Source organism: Streptomyces siamensis, from assembly GCF_039543605.1.
GTDB classification, from domain to species: Bacteria; Actinomycetota; Actinomycetes; order Streptomycetales; family Streptomycetaceae; genus Streptomyces; species Streptomyces siamensis.
The window spans coordinates 236,237-260,522 of record NZ_BAABKB010000021.1 but is presented as its reverse complement, the minus strand read 5'-3'; the positions used below and the strand labels follow the sequence as shown (position 1 = coordinate 260,522).

Sequence of the window (24,286 nt, the reverse complement as noted above, 5' to 3'; positions counted from 1 at the left end):
GCGCGACTCGGCGCGCCGACACCGGTAGTGCCACATCACTTCTCGTCGCGCAGCCGGGCCGCCAAGGAGGTCAGCGGCTCGGTCGCCTCGGTGTGGCCCAGGCCGGTCAGCCGGGCGACGGCCGCGTCGAGGCGGGTGAGGGCCGGAGCGGGCCGCTTCAGGTAGAGGCCCTCCACGGCACCCGTGAGGCGGACGCACTCGGCCCACTCCTCGGCGTGGTCCTGGTCCGGTCCCGGTTCACCGAGCAGGGCGAAGGTCTTCTCCAGGGCGGCCAGGGAGTCCTCGTACTCGCCGGCGTAGGCGTGGACCCGCCCGTGTTCGTACGCCAGGGCCGTGTCCAGGGAGCGGCCGTGGGCCTCGTACCCGGCGGTGCGGGCCTCGTCGGCGATCCGGCCGGCGTCGGCGAGGTGGGCGAGGGCCTCGGCGAGGCCGTCGGGGCCCTGCTGCTGGGCCTGGAGACGGGCGAGTTCGCGCAGGCAGTTGCTGAGCGGCTCGTACCGCGGGGCCTTGGCGTGAGCGGCGAGTGCCTGGCCGGCGGCCTCCCGGGCCCGGTCGAACTCGCCGGACCTGCCGAGGAGTACGGCCGTCTCCGCGGCGATCATGGCGTGGCTCCCGGGGTCGTCGTCCCAGCCGGCCGACTCGGCGGCGAGGGCGACGAGTTCCGCCGTGGCGGCCTTGAGGTCGTCTCCCGCGTTCAGTGCGCGGGCGCGCGTCAGGCGCAGCTGGGCGACGAGCCGGTCGTCCAGTTCGCCGGCGGCGACGTCCGGTTCGACCAGGACGGAGTCGAGCAGGGCGATGCAGTCCTCGACGCGGCCCAGGTCCAGGCTGAGCTGGGCCGCGTTGCTGTAGGTGCAGAACGCGTCCGTCCGGCTGCCCCGGCGGAGGTCCAGTTCCGCCGAGCGCGTCAGGTACCGCAGTGCCTCGTCGGGGCGGCCCAGATGCATGCAGGCCTCGGCGAGATCGCCGTGGAGGCGGGCGGTGTCGACCGCGTCGGCCGGCCAGTCGGCGGCCAGCCGAACGGCCTCGGCGAGGTCCGCGTGAGCGGCCTGCGCGTCCTGGAGACCGAGCCGGAACCGGCCACGCAGTCCCAGCGTGCGGGGCAGGTGCCAGGCGGGTCCGTGCGCCTTCAGATCGTCGATGAGGCTGTCGATCTCGGTGACCGCGGTGGGCAGTTCGCCGGAGAGGGCGTGCGTGCTGGCCCGCAGCAGTCGCGCGCCGGAGATCTGCGGGACGACGTCGTGCCGGGTGGCGAAGTCGTGCAGCAGGTCCACCTCGGCGAAGACCGGCGCGATGTGCTCCTCGCTCCGCGACGCCTGAAGGCGCAGGCCGAGGACGGTCGCCCGCAGCCGCAGCAGGCGGGCCTCCTGGTACGGGGTGAGACCGGGTGTCTCCTCGTGCAGGCGGACCATGGACGCGTGGGCGGCGCTCAGCGCGGCGGCCTTCGTCTCGGCTTCGTCGCCGTCCTCCGCGGGAATACCGGCGGCGGCGAGCAGGGCGCCGCCCCGGGCCAGCGCGGCGCGTCCGGGCGTTCCGGCGTCGTCGTACAGGCCCGCGGCCTCCTCGTAAAGGGCGGCGGCGTCGGCGAACTCGTCCTTCTCGCCCGCTCTTCCCGCCTCGTCGGCCAGCAGATCCGCGCGCAGTCGTACGAGCGGACCCACGGCCGGGTCGTCGGGGTGGGTGTAGTCGCGGGCCGTGACGAGCGTGTGCAGCCGCGCCCAGCAGGCCTGTGCGTCCGGGTGTCCCTGCTCGTCCAACGCCCTTGCCCGCAGAATCAGTTCGGGCAGCGACTCGGGGACCGTGACGGTCCGGCGAGCGGCCGGCACGGCGACCGGGGCGGCGGCCGGGCCCACCTCGTCGAGGCTGCGGGTGCGCAGGGTCAGTTCCAGGGCGTCCAGGAGCGGGGCGCGGTCGAGGCGCGCCCGGCGGCGTTCGGTGTGGGCCGTGGTTCCGTTGCGGGCGTCGAAGCGGCCGGCGAGGTCGTCGGCACGGCCGCGTACCTCGACGCACAGGCTCGCCACCGTCCACGTGCGGCCCGCGTAACCGGCGGCGGGCAGTTCACCGTGGCCGAGAAGTTCCACACGCCGGAGGAGAACCTCCACCCCGGTGAGGAAGTCGAACTGGCCCTGCGGAGAGTCCACTTCGTCGAACAGGTTGCGGTTCTCGGAGAGCAGTTCCAGGCCACGTGCCTCGTTGCCGGTCAGCGCGCAGAACTCCAGGTGCCGGCCGACCTCTCCGGCCATGGAGGGGTTACGGCGGCAGGCGCGATACCCGGCGAGATGCAGTTCGCGGGCCGCGTCGGCGCCGCCCGTGCGCAGCAACGGAAACAGCGCGTACGAGATGGAGCGGGCGGGCTCCTCCTGGCAGGAGTCCTTCCCGGCGAGGACGGGCTCCCATGTGCGCAGCGCCCGTTCGTCGTCGCCCGCGGCGAGGTGGTGCAGGGCGCGCTCGCAGATCTCGCAGGCCTCGCAGTCGCTGAGCCGGCTTCGGCTGCGGCCGGCCCACAATTCGTAGGCCAGAGAGGTGTCCTCACCGACATGGGCGGCCAGTTGGTATGCCTGGCCGTAGTACGGCTGGAGGTCGAGGCCGGCCTTCACGTACCGGTCGCGCATCTCCGTCTGCCACTGCCGCAGGCTGGCCAGCGGCACCTCCGGCAGGGCGCGCAGGGCGTTGGCCACCCACTTGAACCGCCAGAACAGCATGTGCCGCAGGCGCTCGTCGAAGACGTCGGGCTGCTCGTCGAAGAGATTCAGCAGCCGTGCGAAGACGACGGGCGACTTCCGGGGTTCGGCGCCGTAGGTGTAGGCCTCCTGGAGTTCCAGGAGCGCGTACGCGAGCGGCTCCGGCTCCCCGAACTGCTCGGCGGCGTCGACGAGTTCCTCGGCCGTGACGGTACGGGTACGCCCGTAGGGACGCCTGTCGTTCTCGCTCAGGGCCTGGAAGAGCTCGTCGGTGGTCTGGGGTGCGGTCGGCATCGTCAGATGTCCTTGCGGAGGGCGTGGGCGAGGAGGTCGAGGAAGGAGCGGTTGATGAGGCTCGATTCGGCGGGCCGCAGCGGGCGCCGGGACAGCATCGCGGCCTGCCCGTAGAGGGCTTCGGCGCTGGTGCGGGCCAGTTCGGGCTCGTCGATGGTGACGGCGGTGCGGACCAGCGGGTTGAGCTGGTTGAGGATCAGCTGGGCGCGCGGGGCTTCCTGGCGCAGGGCGCCGAGGATGTCGCCCCACAGGCCGCCCTCCTGCTCGCGGGCGAGCTGGGAGCGGGTGCGCTCGTGCCGGGCCTCGCGGCTGTCGACGAGGAGCGCGGGCGCGGACGCGGGCTGGAAGGAGCGCAGCGCGACGTCGCAGTCGAAGACGGCGAGTGCGTCACGGGCCAGGGAGAGGTAGGCCGTGGCGGCCAGTTCCGTCTCCCGGTCGACCGGGTCGAGATGGGCGGTGAGGGTCGCCGGGTCGAGGTCGGCGACGTTGTTCTCGGGCCTGATCTCGGGGAGCCGGTGGACCAGTTCGCGGTCGTAGGTGTAGCCGCCGTTGACGACGCCGAGACCGGCCGCCGAGGCGATCGCGGCGACCTGCCGGAACTCCTCGACGCTCGACGTCACGAGCACCGTGCGGTGGGTGCGTGCGAACTCGTCGAGCGTGGCGTGCCCGTCGGTGGTCTCGAACGGCAGCCAGGGCAGCAGCATCCGCAGGATCTCGTCGTCGTGCACGGCGAGCGACTTCACGGCCAGGTGGTGGACCTGGAGGAAGCGGGCGAGCAGGTCCGGGTCACTGGCGGCGGCCCGGGCGATCCACGCGCGCAGCCGCTCGGCGAGGGCATCGCGGACCGCGGCGAGGGTGTCGTCCTCGTACAGGGACTCGCGGGACGCCGTCGGGCGCAGGCTCTCGGCGTCGACGACGCAGCGGACGAAGAACGCCCACTCGGGCAGGATCTCCTCGGCCTGTTCGGACAGCAGCATGCCCTTGACGTGCACGCGGTGGCCGTGGCGGCGCCCGGCCGGCACGGCCTCGGGCAGCACGCACGCGATGCCCTTCAGGCCGACGGCCGGGAGGTCCAGTTCGATGGTGTCGAGCGGTGCGAACCCGAAGACGTCCTCGCCGTACGCGGCCAGGGCCCGGGAGCGGGCTCCCGGCGTGGCGTACGTACGGGTCCAGGGCGCCGGCTCGGGGTTGACGGGCGCGCCAGTGCCGCTCGTGCCGTCGTCGAAGGTGACCGGGTGGCGCAGCAGGGAACCGAAGTGCCGGGCCAGCGCGTGCACCTGCGTCGGCCGGGTCCACTCCCCCGCGTCTGCCCGCGGGGTGAGTGTGACGGTGGTGCCCGGCCTGGGGCGGGCGGAGGCGGGCAGGGTGCGGACGGTGTAGCTGCCGTCGCCGCGTCCACGCCACTCCACGGCGGGTGCGTCGGGGGTGCGGGCGGAGCGGCTCAGGACGTGGATCTCGTCCGCGACCAGGAAGCAGGAGAGCAGACCGATTCCGAACTGGCCGATGAAGTCGCCGCGTTGTTCGGCGATCTTCCCCCAGCCTCGGATGGGCTCGTCCGCGGGGACGCCCGTGGCGCGCTTGCTGCTGCGGCCGATCGTGGCGAGGAAGGTGTGGACGTCGGCCTCGGTGAGACCGACGCCGTCGTCCTCGACACGTACCACCGAACCGTCGGCGTAGAGGCGGATGCCGTAGGTGTCGGTGGGGGCGGCCGGTTCGAGGCCGTGCCGGGCGGTCAGCGCGTCGACCGCGTTCTGCAGGAGTTCGCGCAGGTAGACGCGGGGGCTGGAGTAGAGGTGGTGGGAGAGGAGATCGACGAGGCCGCGCAGATCCACTTGGAAGGTGCGGTCGGCGCCGACCGGGTTCGCGGCGGTGTCGGGCAGAGTCATCGGACAGTCCTGGGAGGGCGACGGGGACGGGTGGGACCGAGGCGGCGTGCGCCAGGGGCGGCGGTGGTGGTGACGGGCGGAACCGGCGCGGCAAAGGCTCGAGCGCGGCAGTGGTGGTGACGGGCGGGATCGAGGACGCGCGCTCGGGCACGCCGCCGGTGGCGGGCGGAACCGGGGAGCGAACGCTCAGGCGCGCCGGTGGTGACGGGCGAACTGCTTCTCGGGCTCAGCGAAATACGTCCAAGGCCACTTGGTGTAGGCGCCGTCGAGGGTGAGGAAGACACGCCGGATGGTGTGACGCTCGGCGGCCAGCGCAAGGGCCATGGCGAACATGTTGAAGTCGTGCTGCCAGCCCGGCCGACGTACGTAGGCGGGGTGGAGGATGCTGCGGTCGGCCGCGTCGCGCAACTCGGCCTGGATCTCCGGGGTTTCCAGGCAGTCCCCGCGGTCCGACTCGACCCAGTCCTCGATGTGCGCCATGGCGACGACGCAGCCGAGGCGATGCCCCAGCGGGGCTCGGGCGAACGCGTCGCGGGCGAACGCCAGGGCCTGGCCGGGCTCGCCGCTCCAACGGGGCTGCAACTGCGACACCCACTCGACATGGGTCTCCAGGTCCAGCGGGTCGCGGCGCAGAGCGGCGTCGAGCCGGGTCTCGTTGACGACCGGGCCCAGCGACATACCCCGCCCGGAGGTCAGCAGGCGGCGCCATGGTGTGACCCAGTCCGGCTGCAGCTCGGCGGCCTCGAGGAGCTGTTCCTCGGCGATCCGGAGCCGCTCGCGGAAGACCCGCCACTGCTCCTGCGAGACGTTCACGGCGCGTGCGGAGGTGCGTGCCTCCCAGCCCCAGCTGATGTGGCGTGTCCCGGATATCAGCAGGGCCGTCGCACGGTGTTCCTTGTCCTCCTCGACGGCCCGGCCGATCCAGTCCTGGACGCCGTCCAAGTCGGCCAGCTCACCCAGGACTTGGTGGTCACGTCCGAGGTCGAAGGGGACCAGCGCCGCCTTGACCGCCTCCCAGTCACCGGCGTCCGCCGCCTCCACCAGCGTCAGCACCCGCCTGTCGCCGAGCGCGCGCAGCGCGTACATGCCGCCTTTCTGCCTGCGCGGGACGGGAAGGGCGTGCGGATCCGCCTCCGGTCTCTCCCCACCCTTGCCGAACAGCTTGCCCAACATGCAGCGCCCTCCCCAGGTCCCGCGTGATCTTCGGGTGCAGCATAAGCGGTCCCACCGACACCGCTTCCACAGGGTTTTCACCGACGCTTCATGAGCTCCGCTCCCCCGTCGCCTCGCTTCCTCGCCCCCTCCACGTCGCTCCTTCGCGCCCCGTCGGTACAAGTACATCCTTGGAGGCACGAACCGCGCGCCGCACCGAGGATCAAGACGTGCGTCCACCTCCACGGCGCACACTTCCGCCACGGCGGACCGAGGAGATCACCGATGACCGTGAGCAACCGCTGGAGTTCTGCCGACCGTCCCGAGGCGGTGGTGGTGTGAGCGCCCTCGTGGTCCAAGCCATCGGCACCGAGCGGCTGGACCTGCTGCCGCTGCGGGTGGAGCACGCCGAGGAGATGGCCGCGGTGCTGTCCGATCCGGCCCTGCACCAGTTCATCGGCGGAACCCCGGACACCCCGATCGCGCTTCACTCCCGCTACCGGCGCATGACCGCGGGCTCCCCCGATCCGGCCGTGTCCTGGCTGAACTGGGTGATCCGGCTCCGTGACGAGCGCTGCCTGACGGGCACGGTCCAGGCGACGGTCGGCCCCGGCGGCGACGGGCTCGTCGCCGAGATCGCCTGGGTGGTGGGGACTCCGTGGCAGAGAAGAGGCATCGCCACCGAAGCCGTACGAGGACTCGTCGACTGGCTCGCCGGTCGGCCCGTCCACGGCGTCATCGCCCACATCCATCCCGACCACCGGGCCTCGGCCGCCGTCGCCGCTGCCGCGGGGCTCACGCCCACGGACGAGTGGCACGACGGTGAGATCCGCTGGCACCGGACCATCGGGCGATGACGACGCCATGACGTCACGGCGCAGGGGGCACGGTGCCGCGACGTCACAGCGCAGGGGCGTCACGGCGCCTCGGCATCACGGCGCCTCGGCATCACGGCGCCCCGGCATCACGGCGTCGGGGTGAGGCTATTGCGGCCCAGCCAGCCACTCGTCGAAAGTGGTGGGCGCGATGCGGGCGCCGTCGCCCGGCAGGAGCACGTCGCCGGCCATCTCCGTACCGAAGATCGACGACCACGTCGGCACGAGCTCGACCGTGTGCCCGCGCGCGTCGTTGGTCCGCCGGGCCATGTCCACCAGGTCCTGCGGCTCCGGGCCGGCGACATCGCGGTAGTGCCCCTGCGGTGTGCCGGTGGCGATCTCGGCGAGGACGTCGGCCACGTCCGAGGGGGCGATCGGCTGCACGAGCAACGGTGCGATCGTGGCGACGCCGCCCTGTTCGGTCCAACTCACCACCGTCGCGGCGAAGTCGTGGAACTGCGTGAAGGGAACGACGGTCCACGGCACCGGGCCGTCGGCCACGAGGCGCTCCTGCTCCCGCTTGCCCGCGTAGTGTGCGTTGCCTTCGATGCGATGGACGCCGACGATCGTGAGCAGCACGTGGTGACGGACACCGGCCCGCGCCTCGGCGGTGAGCAGGTTCCGGGTGGTGACGGCGAAGAACGCCACGGTCTCGTCCCGGTCGGTCGCCTCGTGGCTCGTGGCGTCCACGACGGCGTCGACGCCGGTCAGAGCGGCGTCGAGACCGTCACCCGTCGTCAGGTCCACACCGAGCGAGCGGCTGATGCGCACGACGTCGTGTCCGGCCCGTTCCAGGGCTGTGGCGGTGCGGGCGCCGATGTTCCCCGTCGCTCCGGCGACGGCGACGCGCAGGGCGGGCATGGTGGTCCCTTCTGTGCCGCTCGTTCTGCCGTCCCGCTTCGCTCCCCCGCTGTCGGAGTCAGCAGAGGTGAGCGGCCGCGGGGTGCGCCCTTTCAGCGTCACCCTCGGCGCCCACGACCGCATCCCGGCAGCCGACGTCACCGCAGCCACTTCGTCCGGCCCGGTCGAGTGGGCGCTGCTTCGGTCGGCCGCCCTGACCGATCGATCGGGCGTACGCTCGAAGAGCGCCGGAGTCATGAAAAGTGCGGCAACCCGGCCGCCGCAGGCGCACGCATCACGTCTCGCACGGTCGCTGTCATCCCTCGCGGGTGCGCTTCCTGGCCCTCCCGCGGCACCTGCGACGCACCCGCCGCCCGCGACGCACGCCCGTCCCGTGCGAGGAGGCGGACGCGACGCGGACGCAGGCAAGAAGGCGCGTGCGAAGGCGCATCCGTATGCGGTGCAGTCCGGTACCGGAGAAGGAGGCAGACTCATGGCTGCCAGACACCTCGCCCTCATCACCGGCGCGGGCGACGTGGGGCGAGAGGTCGTCGAGAGCCTGCGCTCGCAGGACGTGCCCGTGCGGGTCATGGTCCGCCGGGACGACGAACGTGCCGCGCGGCTGCGTGCGCTCGGTGCGGAGGTCGTCCTCGGCGACCTCACACGACCGGACACCGTCGCGGCCGCCTTGGAGGGCGCCCGGAGCATGTACTTCGCCATGCCGGTGTCACCCGACCATCTTCTCGCGGCGACCGTCGTGGCGAGTGTCGCGCGGGAGTCCGACAAGCTGGACGCCCTCGTCGACATGTCACAGATGACCGTGTCGCAGATGACCGCCACCAGCACCACGGAGTCCCGCCAGCAGCGGCTGCACTGGCTGGCGGAGCAGGTGTTCAACTGGTCGGGTCTGCCGGTGGTGCACATCCGCCCCACGGCTTTCCTGGACAACCCGCTGTTCACCACGCTCACAGCCCGGACGATCCAGAGGAGCGGCACCATCGAGCTGCCCTTCGGAAACGGACGCACCTCGCCGATCGCCGTGGACGACGTCGCCAGGGTGATCGCGACTGTGCTGAGTGACCCCGGCCCCCACGTGGGGCACGTCTACGAACTGACCGGACCACGAACGGTCGACATGACGGAGATGGCCGACGCCTTCTCGAAGGCACTGGGCCGGCCGGTGTCCTACGTGGATGTCCCTCTCGACCGGTGGCGCGAGGAGGTCCTCTCCACGATCGGACTGCCGCCGCATGTCGAGGAGCACATCGTCACCATGTGCCGCCTCCATCACGAGAACCGGTACGACCGGGCGTCCGACGACGTCGAACGCCTCACCGGGGCCCCAGCCCAGTCGATCGAAGAGTTCGTGGCGGCACGCAAGGACTTCTACCTGGGCTGACGGCCTCGCCGCCGCGAAGGTCGCGGTCGTCCCCGGTGCGGCAGACGGAGGCCCCTCAGCGCAGTACGGCCGCCGGCAGGTCGGACCCCAGCGCCGTCCTGCTGTCCCGGTTCGCACGGCAGACCGTGCTGGCTCTCGCCGGAGTGGTGCTGTCCGCGTCCTACCTGGGCTTCCTCACGGCAACCTCGCTGGGACACGGCTGGGCCGCCCCGGCCGTCGCCGCGGTGTCCGTGCTCTGCACCGTCGGCGAGATCATCTACGCCGGCGGCGCCACCGCGCTCGTCACCGCCCTCGCCCCGCCCCACGTCCTGGGACGCACCCTCGCCCGCTTCGAGCTCTCCACGGGCTTCGGCCTCGCCGTCTCCCCGACGGTCATCACCACTCTCGCGCCTCACGGCTCGGCCGCCCTCTGGGGCAGCCTCGCCGCCGCGACGCTTCTGTCCGCCTCCGCACTTGCCGCCGAGCAGGCCCGTGGCGGGCCTGCCCGCGGTGCGGTCTCAGTCGAACAAGTCGGGTGAGGAGGCGGTGATCTGGTCCCACAGCGGACGGAACTGGAACCAGCCCGCGAGCGGTCCGCCGATCTGCTTGCGGACCAGCGCGGCGGTGTCGTGGTCGATCTCGATCGGTGAGCCGGCCGCCATCGCCAGCAGCTGGGCCTGGCACGAGCGTTCCATGGTGATGAACCACCACGCCGCGGCGGCGACCGAGTGTCCCACGGTCAACAGGCCGTGGTTCTGCAGGATCACGGCCTTCGCCGAGCCCAGCGCCTCGCCGATGCGACGCCCTTCCTCGGAGTCGTTCACGACTCCGCGGTAGTCGCTGTAGATGCCCTGGTCCTCGTGGAAGGCGCAGGCGTCCTGCGTGAGGGGCGCCAGCGGTATTCCGAGCGCCGAGAAGGCCTTGCCGTGGAGGGAGTGCGCGTGTGCGGCCGCGACGGCGTCGGGGCGGGCCTTGTGGACCTCGGCATGAATGCAGAACGCGGCGCGGTTCACCGGGCGCCTGCCGTGCAGCAGGTTGCCCTCGTGGTCGACGCGGATCAGGTCGGAGACCTTGATCTGGTTGAAGCTCATGCCGAAGGGGTTCACCCAGAACGTGTCGGGGAATTCGGGGTCGCGGGCCGTGATGTGACCGGCGACGCCCTCGGAGAATCCCAGCTTTCCGAACACCCGGAAGGCGGCGGCGAGTTCCTGCTTGCGCACCTCCCGCTCCTCCTCGACCGAGAGGTTCATGGGCGGGAGCGGGAGATCGAAGTCGTCGGGGATCGGGCCGACATTGGCGCGGATCAGGTCCAGGATCTCGGGTGCGTAGGGCTGGGCGGTTGCCATGAGGTTCGTTCCTCTCGGTGTGCGGAGTCGCGATGGGATCGTGAGCGCGCCTGCGTCGACGCCTGCGTGACCTACTCGCCCTCTCCCGTGGCGAGGATCAGGGACGCGACGCGTTGTGGCGCTTCCAGCGGGGGCCAGTGTCCGACGTCCGTCAGAGCGTGGAGCGCCGCGTCCGGCATCCGTTCGGCGATCCGCTCTGCCATGTGGGCACCCGAAATGGGGTCGCGCAGGCCCCAGATGAACGTCTTGGGCAGATCGCTGGTCTCCATGGCGTCCACCCATCGGTCACGGTGGGTGATGCGGTCGGTGATGTAGCGGATCAGCAGGTGGGAGTTGAGGTGGCCGTCGCCGCGGCTGACGCTCCTCCATATGTCCGCCACGTCGGTGGTGGAGTCGTAGCCCTCGGCGAAGGTCGGCGCGAGGGCGGCTGCCATCAGCTCGGCATTGAGCGACGCGCTGATCTGCGGGCCGAGTTCGGGGTCGAGCAGGGCCGACTGGGCCGGCTCCGGGCGGTGGAGCTCCGGATAGATGCCGCCGTTGAGCAAGGTGAGGCTGGTGATCTCGGTCGTCGACGAGCGGTCGGCTACGCGCGCGAGCAGTTCCTGGGCGACGGTGGTGCCGAAGTCGTGCGCCACGAGTCGTGTCGAGGTCACTGCCTCGCGTCGCCACAACGCGGCCACCAGGTCGGCCTGTTCGTGGATCGAGTAGTCGTGCCCCGACGGCTTCTCGCTCGCGCCGAAGCCCAGGAAGTCCGGTACGAGGAGCGTGTGGTGCTCGGCGAGTGACGGCACGACCCGGGCCCAGTCGTACGACGAACTCGGGTAGCCATGGAGCAGGGTCATCACGGGGCCACGGCCGATCCGGCGGACGAACACCTCGCGCCGCACTCCCGCGACGGTGAGCGGTACCAGATCGCCGTCGGTCCACCACTTCTCGATGTCGCTCGTCATCGGAGACCTCCGAACAGTGCGGGGAGGAAGCGGCGTTCCAGCGCGCCGTGCGGGAGAGCGGTCGGTTCCACCAGGCTCTGGGCCAGTCCGCCCTCCCGGACGGCGACGACGAAGCGCAGCACCATGTCGAGGTCCGTCGAGTCCACCCCGTTCGGATCGCTCGCGAGGAGTGGCGCGACCAGTTCCTTGATCTCCGCCCGCATCGCCGCGTCGTGGCGAGCGAGCGCTTCGGCCGCCTCGGGGTTCCGGATGGCGTAGAGGGTGAACTCGGTGGAGATGAGGAACCAGGTGCGCGTCTCCTCGTCCACGACGCTCGCCAGCTCGATGAACGTGGTGACCGGGTGCTCGGATACGACGGCCTGGTCCATCGCCTCGCCGAGCTGCTTGAGGACGGCCTCGGAGCGCCGCGTGAACAGTGCGAGGAAGAGCTCGTCCTTGGAGCCGTAGTTCGAGTAGAACGCGCCTGACGTGTATCCGGCCCTCGCACAGAGCTCCGAGATCGACACCCCGTGGAAGCCGTGCTCCGCGAAGGCCTGTTCCGCCGCGTCGAGCAGCCGTTCGTTCGTCTCCAGCCGTCTCTTGGTCACGCGCTTCGCCATGCGTCCCAACCTGTTCTCGTCACGCCGATCGCCTCTGCCGGATAGAGAGTCCTATCCGATAGAGACCTCTATCCGATAGGGGAACCTATCGAGTGCGATGGTGCGCCACAAGACCCTCGACAGATGTCCGTGCGCCCAGCACACCCGACAACAGCAGCACTGGAGCGAGGCCGAAGCCATGGCGCGGCTGCCGGGACGGCGGTCGGTCAGAGCCATGCGGATGCATTTCGTCCGACTGACTGGCCTCGGCGCTTCGTGCCGTGGCCGGCCTGCGGCAGGCTGTCGGCGGAGCTGACGCCGAGGAGGATGGTGACCGTCGTGCCCGAGCAGGCGATCGACCGCAAGCCACACAGCAGAGACGTGACCGACGGCATCGAGCGGACTGCCGCACGGGCGATGCTGCGTGCCGTGGGCATGACGGACGAGGACTTCACCAAACCGCAGATCGGTATCGCCTCGTCGTGGAACGAGATCACACCCTGCAACCTGTCCCTGGCGCGTCTGGCCCGAGCGGCCAAGGCGGGCGTGCGCGATGCCGCGGGCTTCCCGCTCGAGTTCGGCACCATCTCGGTCTCGGACGGGATCTCGATGGGGCACGAAGGTATGCGCGCCTCGCTGGTCAGCAGGGAGGTCATCGCGGATTCGGTGGAGACGGTGATGTTCGCCGAGCGACTGGACGGCGCGGTGCTGCTGGCCGGGTGCGACAAGTCGCTGCCGGGGATGCTCATGGCCGCCGCCCGCCTGGACGTCGCAGCCGTCTTCGTCTACGCGGGCTCCACCCTGCCCGGCCACTGGCAAGGCCGGGACCTGACGATCATCGACGCCTTCGAGGGAGTCGGTGCCTGCGCGCGCGGAAAGATCAGCCGTGAGGACCTCGACGCGATCGAACGGCACGCGTGCCCCGGCGAGGGAGCCTGCGGCGGGATGTTCACCGCCAACACCATGGCCAGCGCGGCCGAGGCCCTGGGGATGTCGATTCCGGGCAGCGCGTCGCCGCCCGCCCCTGATCCCCGCCGCGACGAACTGGCCCACGCCTCGGGCCAGGCCGTCGTGAAACTGATCGACGCAGGCATCACCACACGCCGGATCCTGACGCGCGAGGCCTTCGAGAACGCCGTCACCGTGCTCATGGCGCTCGGCGGATCGACCAACGCCGTGCTCCATCTCCTGGCCATCGCCCACGAGGCAGGTGTCGATCTGTCCCTCGACGACTTCAACCGGATCGCCGACCGCACTCCGCTCGTGGCGGACATGAAGCCCTTCGGCCGGTACGTGATGGCCGACCTCGACCGCATCGGCGGCATTCCGGTCGTCATGAAGGCCCTGCTCGACGCCGGCTTGCTGCACGGCGACTGCCTGACCGTCACCGGCAGCACCCTCGCCCAGAACCTGGTGGCCCTCGCCCCACCGGCCCCCGACGGAAAGGTCATTCACCCGCTGGACGATCCGCTGCACGCGACCGGCGGACTCACCATCCTGCACGGCTCACTTGCTCCCGAGGGAGCGGTCGTCAAGAGCGCCGGTTTCGACGCGCACGCCTTCGAGGGCACCGCCCGGGTCTTCGACGGCGAACAAGGCGCGATGGACGCGCTGACCGCCGGAGAACTGCGCCCCGGTGACGTCGTCGTCATCCGCTACGAGGGCCCCAAGGGTGGTCCAGGTATGCGGGAGATGCTCGCCGTCACCGGCGCGATCAAGGGAGCCGGCCTCGGCAAGGACGTCCTCCTGCTGACCGACGGCCGCTTCTCCGGCGGCACCACGGGCCTGTGCGTGGGACACGTGGCACCGGAGGCCGCCGCCACGGGACCGATCGCACTCGTCCACGACGGCGACCGCATCCGCCTCGACATGCCCGCCCGTCGTCTCGACCTCCTTGTCGACGACGAGGAACTGGAGCGACGCCGCAGCCTCTGGCAACCGCCGGCGCCGCGCTACACCACCGGTGTCCTCGGCAAGTACGCCAGGCTCGTCGGCTCCCCCGCCCGTGGCGCCATCTGCCACTAGGTGCTTCTCGATCAGAGGGAACCGTGGCGATTGCGCATGGGCGCCCTATCCAGCACCTCGACGTACATGATCCTGCCGTCCACGACGTCCAGGATCAGCATGCCTTCTGAGGGCAGCAGCGGCACGCACCGATGGCCGTCGCCGTACAGCTGCCCCTTCGGATGGACCGCCGTGCGGATGCTCTGGCAGAAGTCATCGCCGCAGTCGCACAGGGCGACCAGACGAAGATCCCATGCGCAGATCGCCAGATCGCCTTCCCCTTCACCTTCCAGGAGGGTGATCAACTCGGCGATGAGGTCGGGGAACACGTCGCGGACGAGGGGGTGGTCGAGTTCCATGTCGGCCTGGTCGGCCGGAAGACCGCTCAGCGCGTCGGCCGCTCTGCGCGGATGTTCGTGTGGGCCTGGGCGATCCACCCCAGCACGGCCTTGGCGCCGCACGCCTCGGCGACCGACTGGGCCTCGTCGAGGTGGTGCAGCGCCGCCGATCGGTCGCCGGTCTCGGCCGAGAGGTAGGCCAACGCCACCAGGCCGGCGGCCTCTCCGGGCTTGAAGCCGATCTCCCGGCGCAGTGCGACCGATTCGGTCAACCGGTCACGGGCCTGGTCGAACCGGCCCGCGTCCTTGTCGGCGAAGCCGAGATGGCGTATCGCGTACGACATCGTCATCCGGTCGTCGACGGATTTCGCCAGCGCGTACGACCGCTCGAAGTACGGACTGCCGGCCGCGCCGTCACCTTTGACGACTTGATGCCAGCAACCGATCCAGAACAACGCGTCCGCCTCCCCCGACGCGTTCGCGAGACGCCGGTACAACTCCGCCGCGCGCTCGAACAGCGTCAGTTCCTGGCTGTTCTCTTCGCGGTCGTTCAGGAAGCGGACGTGCAGTATCTTTCCCCGTGCCATGGAAAGCGGTGCCTCGATCGCGTCCAGAGCGTCGTCGGACCGGTCCAGCACGGACGTGTCCCCGCCGAACATCGCAGCCTCGAAGTCCTCTTGCGCACGTTCGATCCAGTCCTGTTCCCGCATGCGGTACCCCTCCCCGTCGGACGACTCGTGTGCCGAGGCTATGCCGCACCGCCCACGGAAGCTCGCTGTTTTCCGGCTCGACGCTCTCCTGCGCGGCGCCCTCCGACTCGGTTTTGTCCGGGGAGCGTTGCCGGCGGCGAGCGGTCATGAAGGCCGACCGGCGCTCGATCCGCCGGACGTCACGACCCGAGCGCACTGCACGGCGCCCAGGGCCTGTCCGGCGGATCCTGCCGGACAGGCCCGTGGTCCCGACGAGGGTTCAGCGCTTGAGCGTGAAGGTGAAGTCGCCGGAGAGTCTGCCGCTCAGCCGGACCGCCGAGACGAGTTTGCCTTCCTTGATCAGTCTCTCGACCTCGGCCCGCGAAAGACCGCAGCCTTCGGCGATCAGTCGCACCGGCCGCACGGGGATCGGCGCCGCGAAGCGGACCGAGACGTCGATCACCTCGCGGTCCAGGTGATCCGATCCGCCCGTGTCGAGGCGCCAGGCGTCGTCCCAGTCGAGGGCGATGCGGTTGCGGCGCCGCACGACCGGGTCCTGGAGCAACTCGGCCGCCAGGGCGGGGTCGTTCCCGTGCAGTCGGTCCAGCAGTTCGGGCCGTACGGAGCGCACGGTCATCCGCTCCAGGACAGTGAGCTTCGCCGTTTCCCCGCAAGCCGTACAGAGCACGAGGAGCCAGGCGTCGATGAGCTTGTGATGGGCGTTGACGCGAAATTTCCCGTCGGCCCGGAAGCGCTCGGACGCGCAGCCGTGACAACGACGGAGAACGAGCGGCAGGCAGGTGGGCATGACCACCCAGCTATTGAGCACAGAAGTACACCGGTTTCAGTGAGAAGTCCGCAGCAAGAAGCAGCGCGGCGCACAGCGGCGACGCGCGACGAATCAGCGCTTGAGAGGTCTCACAGGGTGTACAACGGCAGGCCCTTCACCAGACGACGTGGTCGGGCAGCACGGTAGTGGCGCACAGCGGCCCTGCTCCACTGGTTTTTGCCGCGCCGACGGAAAAGGCCGAGCTGGTCGTCAGTCGTCGCACAGATCCGGATGCGGGCGCGGCTCCAGTGGTTCGTACGGGCGGTCGGACCACGTCCACCGGACGTGCTGGTTCGAGCAACCCCAGATCAGGCGACGGGTGCGTCGGCCGTCGTCCTCACGTCGACACAGGACGAAGGGGCCGGCCTACAACTGCCCTTGTATACAAGGCAGTTGGCTATCCCGTCGGTTTCCGCGCTGCGTCCCGGGGTCAGATGTTGCCTTTGGCGTCACGTCGTGCGGACTCTTCGGACGTGGCCCGGACGTCTCGGCGGTGTCGCAACCAGTCGGTCACCGAGCCCGTCTCGCGGCGCCGGTGAGGCGGTACGAGGATCTTCGGCCGGTTGAACCAGGCGATCGTGGCGTGCAGCGCCAGCAACGGGAGCGAGCCCAGAGCGAAGCATGTGCCGATCACGTCGACCACGGGGCCCGCGCCGGCGGCAGCGGCGCCGGCGGCGACCAGGCCGAGCGTCATGAACACCAGCCAGCCCGCGAGGGCGACGATGCCGCGTTCGTGCCCTTCGATGACCGACGGGTTCGTCGAGTACCGGTACATGGCCACATCGGGCGCCCGGTCCGAGTCGATCCAGTGAAGCCACGCCACCCGTACGGAGAACGCGCTCACCGCAACCATGAAGACGATGACGAAGATCCCGAAACTGACGTCTGCCACGGCCCCTCCCCCGCGTCAGCACTGCCCAGAGCTCCAGTATCCGCGCGGAATCGCCAGGGTTCCCCGGTCGGGACCACCAGGAGATCGGCGGGTCCCCTTTCGAGTGTGGCCATCCGATTCCGCCCTGTGATCGAGAGGTGTCGCGAACCCGGCCCGGCGACGTACCCCATCACCTGGCCAGGGCCACGTCCGGTATCGGCAACCGGGTCCGATCGGCCAGCCACATGGCCACAGCACCCCCGCCGGTCGGCGGGGGTGCTGCAGACACCTGGCGGGTGGTTGAAGCGGCGATCTTTTCCGCAATCTTGAATCATGGGACAGGGCTCAGCTCGGGGCCACGTCGTCCGAGTCGCCGGCCTCGGACGACCTTCTTTCCCGTACGTGGAGGGCCGGCCCGGTTCTCGCACACGCCACCCTGGACCTCCGCGGAGGGGACCCGTGCCTGCCACCCGCGCCGACCGGCCGACCAGCGATCAGACGGCTCCGTCCCGGTCGAGCGCCCGTGGCAGCTCCCGGACGCGGTCCGTCACCACTCGAACTCTCGCTGTGCAGAGTCCGGGAACGTCCGTATTCAGCTCCCACAGGACACCGACCTGATCAGGAGGCGATGGGCAGATGCGCTCCGAAACCCCAGCCGCGGAGACACGTGATCCAGCGGCCGGTACCGAAGGGCGGTTGGCCGACGTCCTGGCCGGGGTCCTGGGTACCGAGCGGGTACCGGTGGACGGCGACTTCTTCCGCGAACTGGGCGCCGACTCCATGGTGATGGCCCAATTCTGCGCCCGCGTACGCAAACGCGACGACCTGCCCACCGTCTCGATGAAGGACATCTACCAACACCCCTCGATACGAGGCCTGGCCGCCGCCTTCACGGACAACAACCCGACGCAGGCGCCCACCGCCCCCGGCAGGACGGCCGGGTCCGCGACGGACGCGCCCACCGTCGACACCGAAGGCCGGTTGGCGGACATCCTCGCCGGGGTCCTCGGCACCGATCACGTACCCGTGGACGGCGACTTCTTCCGCGAACTGGGCGCCGACTCCATGGTGATGGCCCAATTCTGCGCCCGCGTACGCAAACGCGACGACCTGCCCACCGTCTCGATGAAGGACATCTACCGGCACTCGACGATCCGAGACCTGGCCGCCGCGTTCCCCGGCTCCGCGGCGACCGTCCGGTCACCGGCGGCCGCGCGGGCAACGGCGGAGGCTTCCTCGCCCGCCCTGGCGGAGCCCAAAGTCGCATCCGAGGAGGAACCCCGACCACCGGCGCGCCCGCGGCAGCACGCGTTGTGCGGGACCGCGCAGCTCCTGGCCTTCCTGGTGTTCACCTCCCTCGGCGCCACGATCACCGTCATCGGCTACGAGTGGACCGTGGAAGGCGTGGGCACGGTCGACGTCTACCTGCGGGCGGTCCTGTGCAGTGCGGTGCTCTTCCTCGGTGTCTGCGCGCTGCCCATCGCCGCCAAGTGGATGCTCGTCGGCCGCTTCACGCCGCAGCGGATCCCCATATGGAGCGCCGCCTACTTCCGCTTCTGGTGCGTCAAGTCCCTCATCCGCACCAGTCCGGTGCGTCTGTTCACCGGGACACCGCTCTATGTCCTGTACCTCAGGGCGCTCGGCGCGCACATCGGGAAGGGCGTCACGATACTGACCCGTACCGCGCCTGTGTGCACCGATCTGCTGTCCATCGGTGACGACACGGTCATCCGCAAGGACGCGCTGCTGTCCTGCTACCGGGCGGACGACGGCTGGATCGAGACGGGTCACGTCACGCTCGGCAGGAATGTGACGGTCAGCGAGCAGACGGTCATCGACATCAGGACGTCAATGGGCGACGACTCCCAACTGGGCCACGCCTCCTCCCTGCACTCCGGGCAGTCGATCCCGGCCGGTCAGTCGTGGCACGGCACGCCGGCGCAGCCGACGACGACCGACTTCCGGGCCGTCGAGCCCACCGCGTGCGGCACCCGCCGCAGGGTGCTCTACAGCCTGTCCCAGTTGCTCGCCATCCTGCTGGTGTATCTGCCCCTGACGCTGGCCGGTGTGAGCGTCGCGCTCCTGGCGGTGCCCCAGCTGAACGCGGTGTTCAACCCGGGCCCGCTGGCCTTCACCCACCCCGCGTTCTACGTCGAGGCATTCGTCGCGTCCCTGGTGGCCTTCTTCGGCGGCATCGTGGTGGGCCTGCTGGTGGTGAGCACGGTCCCCCGATTGCTGAGCCTCGCGATCGAACCCGGCAGAACCTATCCGCTCTACGGTTTCCACCACACCCTCCAGCGCGCGATCACCCGGCTGACGAACGTCAGGTTCTTCACCACGCTGTTCGGTGACAGTTCGGCGATCGTGCACTACCTGCGACACGTCGGATACGACCTGTGCCAGGTCCAGCAGACCGGGTCGAACTTCGGCTCGCTCGTCAAGCACGACATCCCCCACCTGAGCACGGTCGGCAGAGGCACGATGATCGCCGACGGGCTGTCCATCATCAACGTCGACTTCTCCAGCTCGTCCTTCCGCCTCTCCCCCACCTTCATCGGGCCGAGGAACTTCCTCGGCAACCGCATCGTCTATCCCACACGCGGCCGGACCGGTGAGAACTGCCTGCTGGCGACGAAGGTCATGGTGCCCATCGACGGGCCGCGGCGCGAAGGCCTGGGACTGCTCGGGTCCCCCAGTTTCGAGATCCCCCGCTCGGTGATGCGGGATTCCCGCTTCGACCATCTGGCCCAGGGTGAAGAGCTGCGCCGTGGCCTCGCCGCCAAGAACAGGCACAACACGCTGACCGCGAGCATGCACCTGGTGGTGCGCTGGTTCCACTTCTTCGTCCTCACCCTGATCACGATGTGCGCGGTCGAGCTCTACCACAGCATCGGTGTGGCGTCGTTCGTGCTCGCCTCGCTGCTCACCTGGGCGTACACCATCGTCTACTTCACGCTCGTCGAGCGGACGGTGATACGCGTCCAGCCGGTGAAGCCGCTGTACTGCTCGATCTACGACCCCGACTTCTGGAGGCACGAACGCTTCTGGAAGCTCTCGTCGCACCAGTACATGCACGTGTTCAACGGCACCCCGTTCAAACCCCTGGTGTGGCGACTGCTCGGTGTGCGGATGGGCCACCGGGTCTTCGACGACGGCTGCACCATCACCGAACGCATCCTCGTCCGCATCGGGGACGACTGCACCCTCAACGCCGGCTCCGTCGTTCAGTGCCACTCCCAGGAGGACGGTGCCTTCAAGTGCGATCACGTCTCGATCGGTGCGGGCGTGACCCTGGGCGTGAACACCTTGGTCCACTACGGCACCACGATCGGCGACCGGGCACGTCTCGACGCCGACACCTTCCTGATGAAGGGTGAGGAAGTCCCGCCGCTGGCGCGGTGGGAGGGAAATCCGGCGCGAGAAGCGGCTGCGGCGGGCAAGGGGTAGGACCTTGCCCCCCGAGGACGTGGTGGCTCCTGCGCCGACCCGAGGCCGCAACCGCAGCGACACCCCTTGCCGGTGCCGTCGCGACGGCACCGCTCGCGAGCCTCGCCGAGGCTGCGCAAAAATGGAAATACCCTCTGCTTTCGGGTGCCGTGCGTCCCGACGACGGACCGGACCGGAAGGAGCGGTATGAGAGGCAGCAGCTGGGTCACTCTGGGCACGACGCTGTGCACAGCCGCAGCACTCGGGCTGGCCCTCCCGCATGGTGCCGTGGCCGCCCCCGCCGACTGCTCGTACACACCGTCGACGTATCGGCCCACGCTCACGTACGGAGACACCGGTCCGGCCGTGGAACAGGCGCAATGCCTGAGCAATGTGTGGGGTGGCGAGCCGCCGAAGCTGGCCCTCGACGGGGTCTTCGACTCCGCCATGGTGAAGAAGATCGAATGGATCCAGGGCTGCCACGGCCTGCCGCCGAGCGGCGTGATCGAGGGCCGCACCTGGCATGTGCTCTACCGTCCCGCCCTGGACTGTTACGACCCCTACAAGGGAGAAGTTCCCTCCGCCGCGATCGACAGCCACAACACACCCTCGCACTGATGCGCCGTCCCGAAGTGCCGGCACCTCCGCGGTGATCGGGGTTCAGTCGCGGCGGGCGGCCCAGACGGCACGTTCGGTGCGCACCGCGAGGTCGTCGCGGCGCAGGATGCTCCGCGCACTGTCGGTGTCGAGCAACCGGTCGAGTGCGGCGAGGTCCTCGGCGTCGAGGACCTCGGCGACGCTGCCGCGGATCCGTCGCAGGCCGGCGAGGGCGTACGCGCCGACCGCCTCGTTGTGGGAGCCGTCGATGCTGACAGTGAGGGTCCGCTCGGCTTCCAGCGCGAATCCGGCGGCGGCGAGCATCGCTCCCCAGTCGGCACCGCGGTGGGTCACATGCTCGGCGTGCTGCTGGTCGCTCGCGGCGTGGCAGCGTTCTTCCAGGCCGGGCCGGTCCTCCGGAGCGCTCGCGGGCAGGAAGCGCGGGAAGCCGGCGAGTTCGACGACGGTGAAGAGGCCGCCGGGCGCGAGGGTGTCGTGGACCTTGCGCAGTGCGCGGTCGGGGTGAGCCATGTGGTGCATCGAGGCCGAGGCCCACACCAGGTCCGGCGTGCCGAGGTCGGGCCAGTCGGCGCCGTCGAGGTCGGCCCGTAGCGTGCGCACGTGTTCCTCCAGACCGAGGGCGCGTGCCTTGTCGCGCAGCCGTTGAAGGTGTTCCGCCGAGGAGTCGACGGCGGTGACGTGTGCGGTGGGGAAACGGTCGAGCAGGGCGAAGGTGCCGGCTCCTGTCCCGCAGCCCAGATCCACTATCCGGCCGGGGGGTGTCTGAAGGGGCAGCCAGTCGGTGATGGCGGCGATGTGCTCGGAGAGGACTTCGGCGTCCAGGTCGAGCATGTCCGCCTGGCCCTCGGCGTCGTGCCGGTGTCGAGGGTCGTGCTGCGAGCCGTGGTGAGGGGCGTGCTGCGTGCCGTGGTGGGGGACGTGTGCGTGTGGCTGAGGCATGTCGTCACGCTAGGACCCGCCCACGCCTTCGGCACGGTTGCTTCCCGCTTCCGCAAGCAGGTGGCCGCCTGGGGTGCCGAACGCGCAAGTCTTCGAGTCGTGTGACGTCACGTGCGGGAGCGGTCGGTGTCTGTGTCGCGGTCGGCGCGCTGGTGGCCGCGGCGGGCGTCACGGTCGAAGATCCCCAGGATCTCGCAGGGTCCGCCCTCGGCACCGATGGCGTGCGGAAGCATCGTCGGGAACTCCGCGGCCTGGTTGGTCTCGACGCGGATGCGGCGGTGCCCCAGCAGGAGGATCGCGGTGCCCGACAGGACGACGAGCCATTCCCGGCCCGGATGGGCGCGCATGCGTGCGGGATTGTCGGGGGGCGGCTCGGTCATCCGCTGACGTACGACGGTGATGCCGGGGTCGCCTTTGACGGGCCAGCGCATCAGCCCGTGAGCGGCGTCGATCATCGGGCTGACGACGACGTCGTCGGAGGCCGTCTCGACGAGCTGGTCCAAGGTGGTGTCCAGGGCGCGGGCGAGCGTGACGAGGCTGTCCAGTGCGAGCCGGCGCCGACCGTTCTCGATACGGCTGAGGGTGGACGGGCTGAGCTTGGCGCGGTTGGCCAGCTCATCCAGGGACCAGCCCTGAGCCACGCGCAGGGCGCGGATGCGTTTGCGTACCAGGCTGTCCAGCTCGCCGTCGTCTTGCGTCATGGGCAACATCGTATGCCTCTTCCGCAAGGTGCGGTTAGCGTCGATCTCGGACGGACCCGGGTCGACTCGGGTCACGCCGCATACGCCGCGGCCGCGCGCTCCACCACCGTTCGACGTCCCACGTACGCGACCAGGTACCCCACGGTGCGCGCCGCCCGCCCGCAACCCGACTCCCGCCGCTCTCGGCGACCGGATGTGCTCCGGCGCCGCGTCCGGCATGCCCTCGAAAGGAAGTCATGACCACGAACAGGCCCCCACAGGAGGCGACCGGCGCGAGCGGTGGCCTCGACGCCGACGGCGCACCGAGTGCGCGTCAGCTGCGCTCCGTCCTGATCGCCGTGTGCGTCGCCTTGATGGCCGTCATCGCCTCAGTGTCCGGGCTGAACGTCGCCCAGCCCGACCTGGCCATCGCGTTCGACGCCTCGCAGAGCACCATCCTGTGGATCATCAACATCTACACCCTCACCCTGGCCGCGCTGCTGCTCCCGCTCGGTGCCCTCGGCGACCGGCTGGGCCGCAAACCCATGCTGATCGCGGGCCTGACCGTCTTCGGCCTGGCAAGCGTGGCCGGGGGCCTGGCCCAGTCCGCCGAGGTGATGCTCGGCGCACGCCTGCTCAGCGGCTTGGGCGCGGCGATGATCATGCCCATCACGCTTGCCGTGATCACTTCCACGTTTCCCGCACAGGAGCGCGGCCGGGCGATCGGCGTATGGACCGGCGTCGCCGGAGGCGGCGGCATCCTCGGCATGTTCCTCTCCGCGGCGCTCGTGGACGTGGCGAGCTGGCGGTGGCTCTTCGTCCTGCCCGTCGTACTGGTCGTCGTGGCGCTCGTCATGACGCTGCGCTCGGTCCCCGACTCCCGCGAGGCATCGGGCCACTCCTTCGACACGGTCGGCGCGCTGGCCTCCGTCGTCGCCGTGGTCGGCCTCATTTTCTCCCTGCAGGCGGGCCCCGAGCGCGGCTGGAGTGCCCCCGCCACCGTGACCGGCCTCGTCGTCGGCCTCTTCGCCGCCGTCTGCTTCGTGGCCTGGGAATTGCGCCGCCGGGACGCCGCCCTGCTGGACGTGCGTCTGTTCCGCGAGCGCGGCCTGGCCGGGGGCTCGATCACGTTGCTGGCGGTCTTCGGAGTGCAGGCCGGGATCTTCGTGGTCCTCTTCCCGTTCCTTCAGGCCGTCCTCGGCTGGTCGGGGCTGCTGTCCACACTCGCGCTGATGCCGATGGCCGTCCTCATGATGGCGTCGTCCGGCCTCGCCCCGAAGCTGGCGGAGCGCATGGGTCCTCGTACGACCATGGCCACGGGCGTCCTGCTCGCGGGCACCGGGCTGGCACTCATGGCCTCCGTCGTCTCCGTCGACGGCGGCTACCTGTCCGTGCTTCCGGGCATGCTCGCCATGGGTGCCGGCATGGGCCTGTCGATGACACCGTCGACCGAGGCCATCACCACGTCCCTGCCCGGTGACCGCCAGGGCGTCGCGTCCGCACTCAACGACGTCACGCGCGAGTTCGGCACCGCACTGGGTGTCGCCCTCCTCGGCGCGCTCCTGTCGGCCGGGTACCGCGGCGCCATCGACGACAAGCTCGATGGCCTCCCTCAGGAAACCGCCGACACCGCGCGCGAAGGGGTCGCCAACGCCGTGCAGGCCACGGACGGCGCGGGCCCGCAGGCTCAGCAACTGGTCCACGCCGCGCAGCAATCGTTCGTCGACGGCTGGCAACAGGCCATGTGGGCAGGCGCCGCCGTCATGGGCGCCCTGTTCCTCCACGTCCTCGCTCGCGGACCGCGGAGGAGCGCACGCACGCCCGGCGCGCACACGGAACCCGTCGACACCGTCGCTGTCTGAGTCGGCTGCGGGGAAGGTGGCGGGCCGTGTACGTGCCCGCCACCGGGGGGGGC

The 24,286-nt window shown here is 70.3% G+C and carries 19 protein-coding genes and 1 pseudogene; 7 read left to right on the top strand and 13 right to left on the bottom strand.

The annotated features are described in order from the left end of the window. Window positions 1–35: 35 nt before the first annotated feature. The 3 genes from ABEB03_RS25625 to ABEB03_RS25615 all read right to left on the bottom strand — a co-directional run bounded on the left by ABEB03_RS25625 (window position 36) and on the right by ABEB03_RS25615 (window position 6,031). Window positions 36–2,972, bottom strand: a complete 2,937-nt coding sequence (locus ABEB03_RS25625; RefSeq protein ID WP_345653970.1) for a hypothetical protein — start codon at window positions 2,970–2,972, stop codon at window positions 36–38. Window positions 2,973–2,974: 2 nt separating this feature from the next. Continuing rightward, on the bottom strand, window positions 2,975–4,858 hold the full coding sequence (locus ABEB03_RS25620) for an HSP90 family protein (protein ID WP_345653967.1): 1,884 nt from the start codon (window positions 4,856–4,858) through the stop codon (window positions 2,975–2,977). 186 nt (window positions 4,859–5,044) lie between these two features. Then, entirely contained in the window at window positions 5,045–6,031 is a 987-nt protein-coding gene (locus ABEB03_RS25615) for a hypothetical protein (RefSeq protein WP_345653964.1), read from the bottom strand. A gap of 317 nt (window positions 6,032–6,348) precedes the next feature. Here ABEB03_RS25615 and ABEB03_RS25610 point away from each other — a divergent pair, with 317 nt between their 5' ends. Beyond that, the gene (locus tag ABEB03_RS25610; RefSeq protein ID WP_345653961.1) at window positions 6,349–6,867 is read left to right on the top strand and encodes a GNAT family N-acetyltransferase; all 519 of its coding nucleotides are present in this window, start codon (window positions 6,349–6,351) and stop codon (window positions 6,865–6,867) included. A 126-nt stretch (window positions 6,868–6,993) separates the two neighbouring features. On the opposite strand, the gene ABEB03_RS25605 is transcribed toward ABEB03_RS25610, so the two are convergent. Then, window positions 6,994–7,746 carry an SDR family oxidoreductase gene (locus ABEB03_RS25605; RefSeq protein ID WP_345653958.1) on the bottom strand — a complete coding sequence of 251 codons (753 nt, stop codon included), beginning with the start codon at window positions 7,744–7,746 and terminating at the stop codon, window positions 6,994–6,996. A 472-nt stretch (window positions 7,747–8,218) separates the two neighbouring features. Between ABEB03_RS25605 and ABEB03_RS25600 the strand changes: the two genes are divergently transcribed. Both ABEB03_RS25600 and ABEB03_RS25595 read left to right on the top strand, forming a co-directional pair. Further along, window positions 8,219–9,124 carry an NmrA family NAD(P)-binding protein gene (locus tag ABEB03_RS25600; protein WP_345653954.1) on the top strand — a complete coding sequence of 302 codons (906 nt, stop codon included), beginning with the start codon at window positions 8,219–8,221 and terminating at the stop codon, window positions 9,122–9,124. Between the two features lie 86 nt (window positions 9,125–9,210). After that, window positions 9,211–9,642 (top strand): annotated as a pseudogene (locus ABEB03_RS25595) (MFS transporter); the annotation flags it as partial. On the opposite strand, the gene ABEB03_RS25590 reads toward ABEB03_RS25595, so the two are convergent. From ABEB03_RS25590 to ABEB03_RS25580, 3 genes are all read right to left on the bottom strand, one after another. After that, window positions 9,622–10,449: a class II aldolase/adducin family protein gene (locus tag ABEB03_RS25590; protein WP_345653951.1), complete on the bottom strand. Its 828-nt coding sequence runs from the start codon at window positions 10,447–10,449 to the stop codon at window positions 9,622–9,624. The pseudogene ABEB03_RS25595 and the gene ABEB03_RS25590 sit on opposite strands and share 21 nt — an antisense overlap. A 71-nt stretch (window positions 10,450–10,520) precedes the next feature. Beyond that, complete coding sequence (locus tag ABEB03_RS25585) at window positions 10,521–11,399, bottom strand: alpha/beta fold hydrolase (protein ID WP_345653948.1); 879 nt, start codon at window positions 11,397–11,399, stop codon at window positions 10,521–10,523. Continuing rightward, complete coding sequence (locus tag ABEB03_RS25580; protein WP_345653945.1) at window positions 11,396–11,998, bottom strand: TetR/AcrR family transcriptional regulator; 603 nt, start codon at window positions 11,996–11,998, stop codon at window positions 11,396–11,398. The genes ABEB03_RS25585 and ABEB03_RS25580 overlap by 4 nt, the downstream gene beginning before the upstream one ends. Before the next feature lie 306 nt (window positions 11,999–12,304). On the opposite strand from ABEB03_RS25580, the gene ilvD reads away from it, so the two are divergent. Beyond that, complete coding sequence (gene ilvD / locus ABEB03_RS25575) at window positions 12,305–14,002, top strand: dihydroxy-acid dehydratase (RefSeq protein WP_345653942.1); 1,698 nt, start codon at window positions 12,305–12,307, stop codon at window positions 14,000–14,002. An 11-nt stretch (window positions 14,003–14,013) separates the two neighbouring features. Here the strand turns inward: ilvD and ABEB03_RS25570 are convergent, their stop codons facing one another. From ABEB03_RS25570 to ABEB03_RS25555, 4 genes are all read right to left on the bottom strand, one after another. Further along, window positions 14,014–14,340 (bottom strand): hypothetical protein, encoded by a 327-nt coding sequence (locus ABEB03_RS25570; protein WP_345653939.1) that lies wholly within the window; start codon window positions 14,338–14,340, stop codon window positions 14,014–14,016. A 26-nt stretch (window positions 14,341–14,366) separates the two neighbouring features. Next, window positions 14,367–15,029: a tetratricopeptide repeat protein gene (locus tag ABEB03_RS25565; RefSeq protein ID WP_345653936.1), complete on the bottom strand. Its 663-nt coding sequence runs from the start codon at window positions 15,027–15,029 to the stop codon at window positions 14,367–14,369. A 259-nt stretch (window positions 15,030–15,288) separates the two neighbouring features. Beyond that, window positions 15,289–15,837, bottom strand: a complete 549-nt coding sequence (locus ABEB03_RS25560) for a DUF1062 domain-containing protein (protein ID WP_345653933.1) — start codon at window positions 15,835–15,837, stop codon at window positions 15,289–15,291. A gap of 430 nt (window positions 15,838–16,267) precedes the next feature. After that, window positions 16,268–16,729 carry a hypothetical protein gene (locus ABEB03_RS25555; protein WP_345653930.1) on the bottom strand — a complete coding sequence of 154 codons (462 nt, stop codon included), beginning with the start codon at window positions 16,727–16,729 and terminating at the stop codon, window positions 16,268–16,270. 615 nt (window positions 16,730–17,344) lie between these two features. Between ABEB03_RS25555 and ABEB03_RS25550 the strand changes: the two genes are divergently transcribed. Both ABEB03_RS25550 and ABEB03_RS25545 read left to right on the top strand, forming a co-directional pair. Beyond that, window positions 17,345–20,155, top strand: coding sequence for a Pls/PosA family non-ribosomal peptide synthetase (locus ABEB03_RS25550; RefSeq protein WP_425589296.1), 2,811 nt, complete (start codon window positions 17,345–17,347; stop codon window positions 20,153–20,155). A gap of 186 nt (window positions 20,156–20,341) precedes the next feature. After that, entirely contained in the window at window positions 20,342–20,752 is a 411-nt protein-coding gene (locus ABEB03_RS25545; RefSeq protein ID WP_345653924.1) for a peptidoglycan-binding domain-containing protein, read from the top strand. Window positions 20,753–20,794: 42 nt separating this feature from the next. On the opposite strand, the gene ABEB03_RS25540 is transcribed toward ABEB03_RS25545, so the two are convergent. After that, window positions 20,795–21,691, bottom strand: coding sequence for a class I SAM-dependent methyltransferase (locus ABEB03_RS25540; protein ID WP_425589295.1), 897 nt, complete (start codon window positions 21,689–21,691; stop codon window positions 20,795–20,797). Window positions 21,692–21,798: 107 nt separating this feature from the next. Next, window positions 21,799–22,401, bottom strand: a complete 603-nt coding sequence (locus ABEB03_RS25535) for an XRE family transcriptional regulator (RefSeq protein ID WP_345653919.1) — start codon at window positions 22,399–22,401, stop codon at window positions 21,799–21,801. 227 nt (window positions 22,402–22,628) lie between these two features. Here ABEB03_RS25535 and ABEB03_RS25530 point away from each other — a divergent pair, with 227 nt between their 5' ends. Beyond that, window positions 22,629–24,233, top strand: a complete 1,605-nt coding sequence (locus ABEB03_RS25530; protein WP_345653914.1) for an MFS transporter — start codon at window positions 22,629–22,631, stop codon at window positions 24,231–24,233. Window positions 24,234–24,286: the final 53 nt, after the last annotated feature.

Coding starts and splice junctions, on each gene's coding strand:
- ABEB03_RS25625 (WP_345653970.1), bottom strand. CDS start 2,972: ATGCCGACCGCACCCCAGACCACCGACGAGCTCTTCCAGGCCCTGAGC.
- ABEB03_RS25585 (WP_345653948.1), bottom strand. CDS start 11,399: ATGACGAGCGACATCGAGAAGTGGTGGACCGACGGCGATCTGGTACCG.
- ABEB03_RS25605 (WP_345653958.1), bottom strand. CDS start 7,746: ATGCCCGCCCTGCGCGTCGCCGTCGCCGGAGCGACGGGGAACATCGGC.
- ABEB03_RS25535 (WP_345653919.1), bottom strand. CDS start 22,401: ATGTTGCCCATGACGCAAGACGACGGCGAGCTGGACAGCCTGGTACGC.
- ABEB03_RS25615 (WP_345653964.1), bottom strand. CDS start 6,031: ATGTTGGGCAAGCTGTTCGGCAAGGGTGGGGAGAGACCGGAGGCGGAT.
- ABEB03_RS25570 (WP_345653939.1), bottom strand. CDS start 14,340: ATGGAACTCGACCACCCCCTCGTCCGCGACGTGTTCCCCGACCTCATC.
- ABEB03_RS25620 (WP_345653967.1), bottom strand. CDS start 4,858: ATGACTCTGCCCGACACCGCCGCGAACCCGGTCGGCGCCGACCGCACC.
- ABEB03_RS25550 (WP_425589296.1), top strand. CDS start 17,345: ATGCGCTCCGAAACCCCAGCCGCGGAGACACGTGATCCAGCGGCCGGT.
- ABEB03_RS25590 (WP_345653951.1), bottom strand. CDS start 10,449: ATGGCAACCGCCCAGCCCTACGCACCCGAGATCCTGGACCTGATCCGC.
- ilvD (WP_345653942.1), top strand. CDS start 12,305: ATGGTGACCGTCGTGCCCGAGCAGGCGATCGACCGCAAGCCACACAGC.
- ABEB03_RS25540 (WP_425589295.1), bottom strand. CDS start 21,691: ATGCCTCAGCCACACGCACACGTCCCCCACCACGGCACGCAGCACGCC.
- ABEB03_RS25565 (WP_345653936.1), bottom strand. CDS start 15,029: ATGCGGGAACAGGACTGGATCGAACGTGCGCAAGAGGACTTCGAGGCT.
- ABEB03_RS25580 (WP_345653945.1), bottom strand. CDS start 11,998: ATGGCGAAGCGCGTGACCAAGAGACGGCTGGAGACGAACGAACGGCTG.
- ABEB03_RS25545 (WP_345653924.1), top strand. CDS start 20,342: ATGAGAGGCAGCAGCTGGGTCACTCTGGGCACGACGCTGTGCACAGCC.
- ABEB03_RS25530 (WP_345653914.1), top strand. CDS start 22,629: ATGACCACGAACAGGCCCCCACAGGAGGCGACCGGCGCGAGCGGTGGC.
- ABEB03_RS25600 (WP_345653954.1), top strand. CDS start 8,219: ATGGCTGCCAGACACCTCGCCCTCATCACCGGCGCGGGCGACGTGGGG.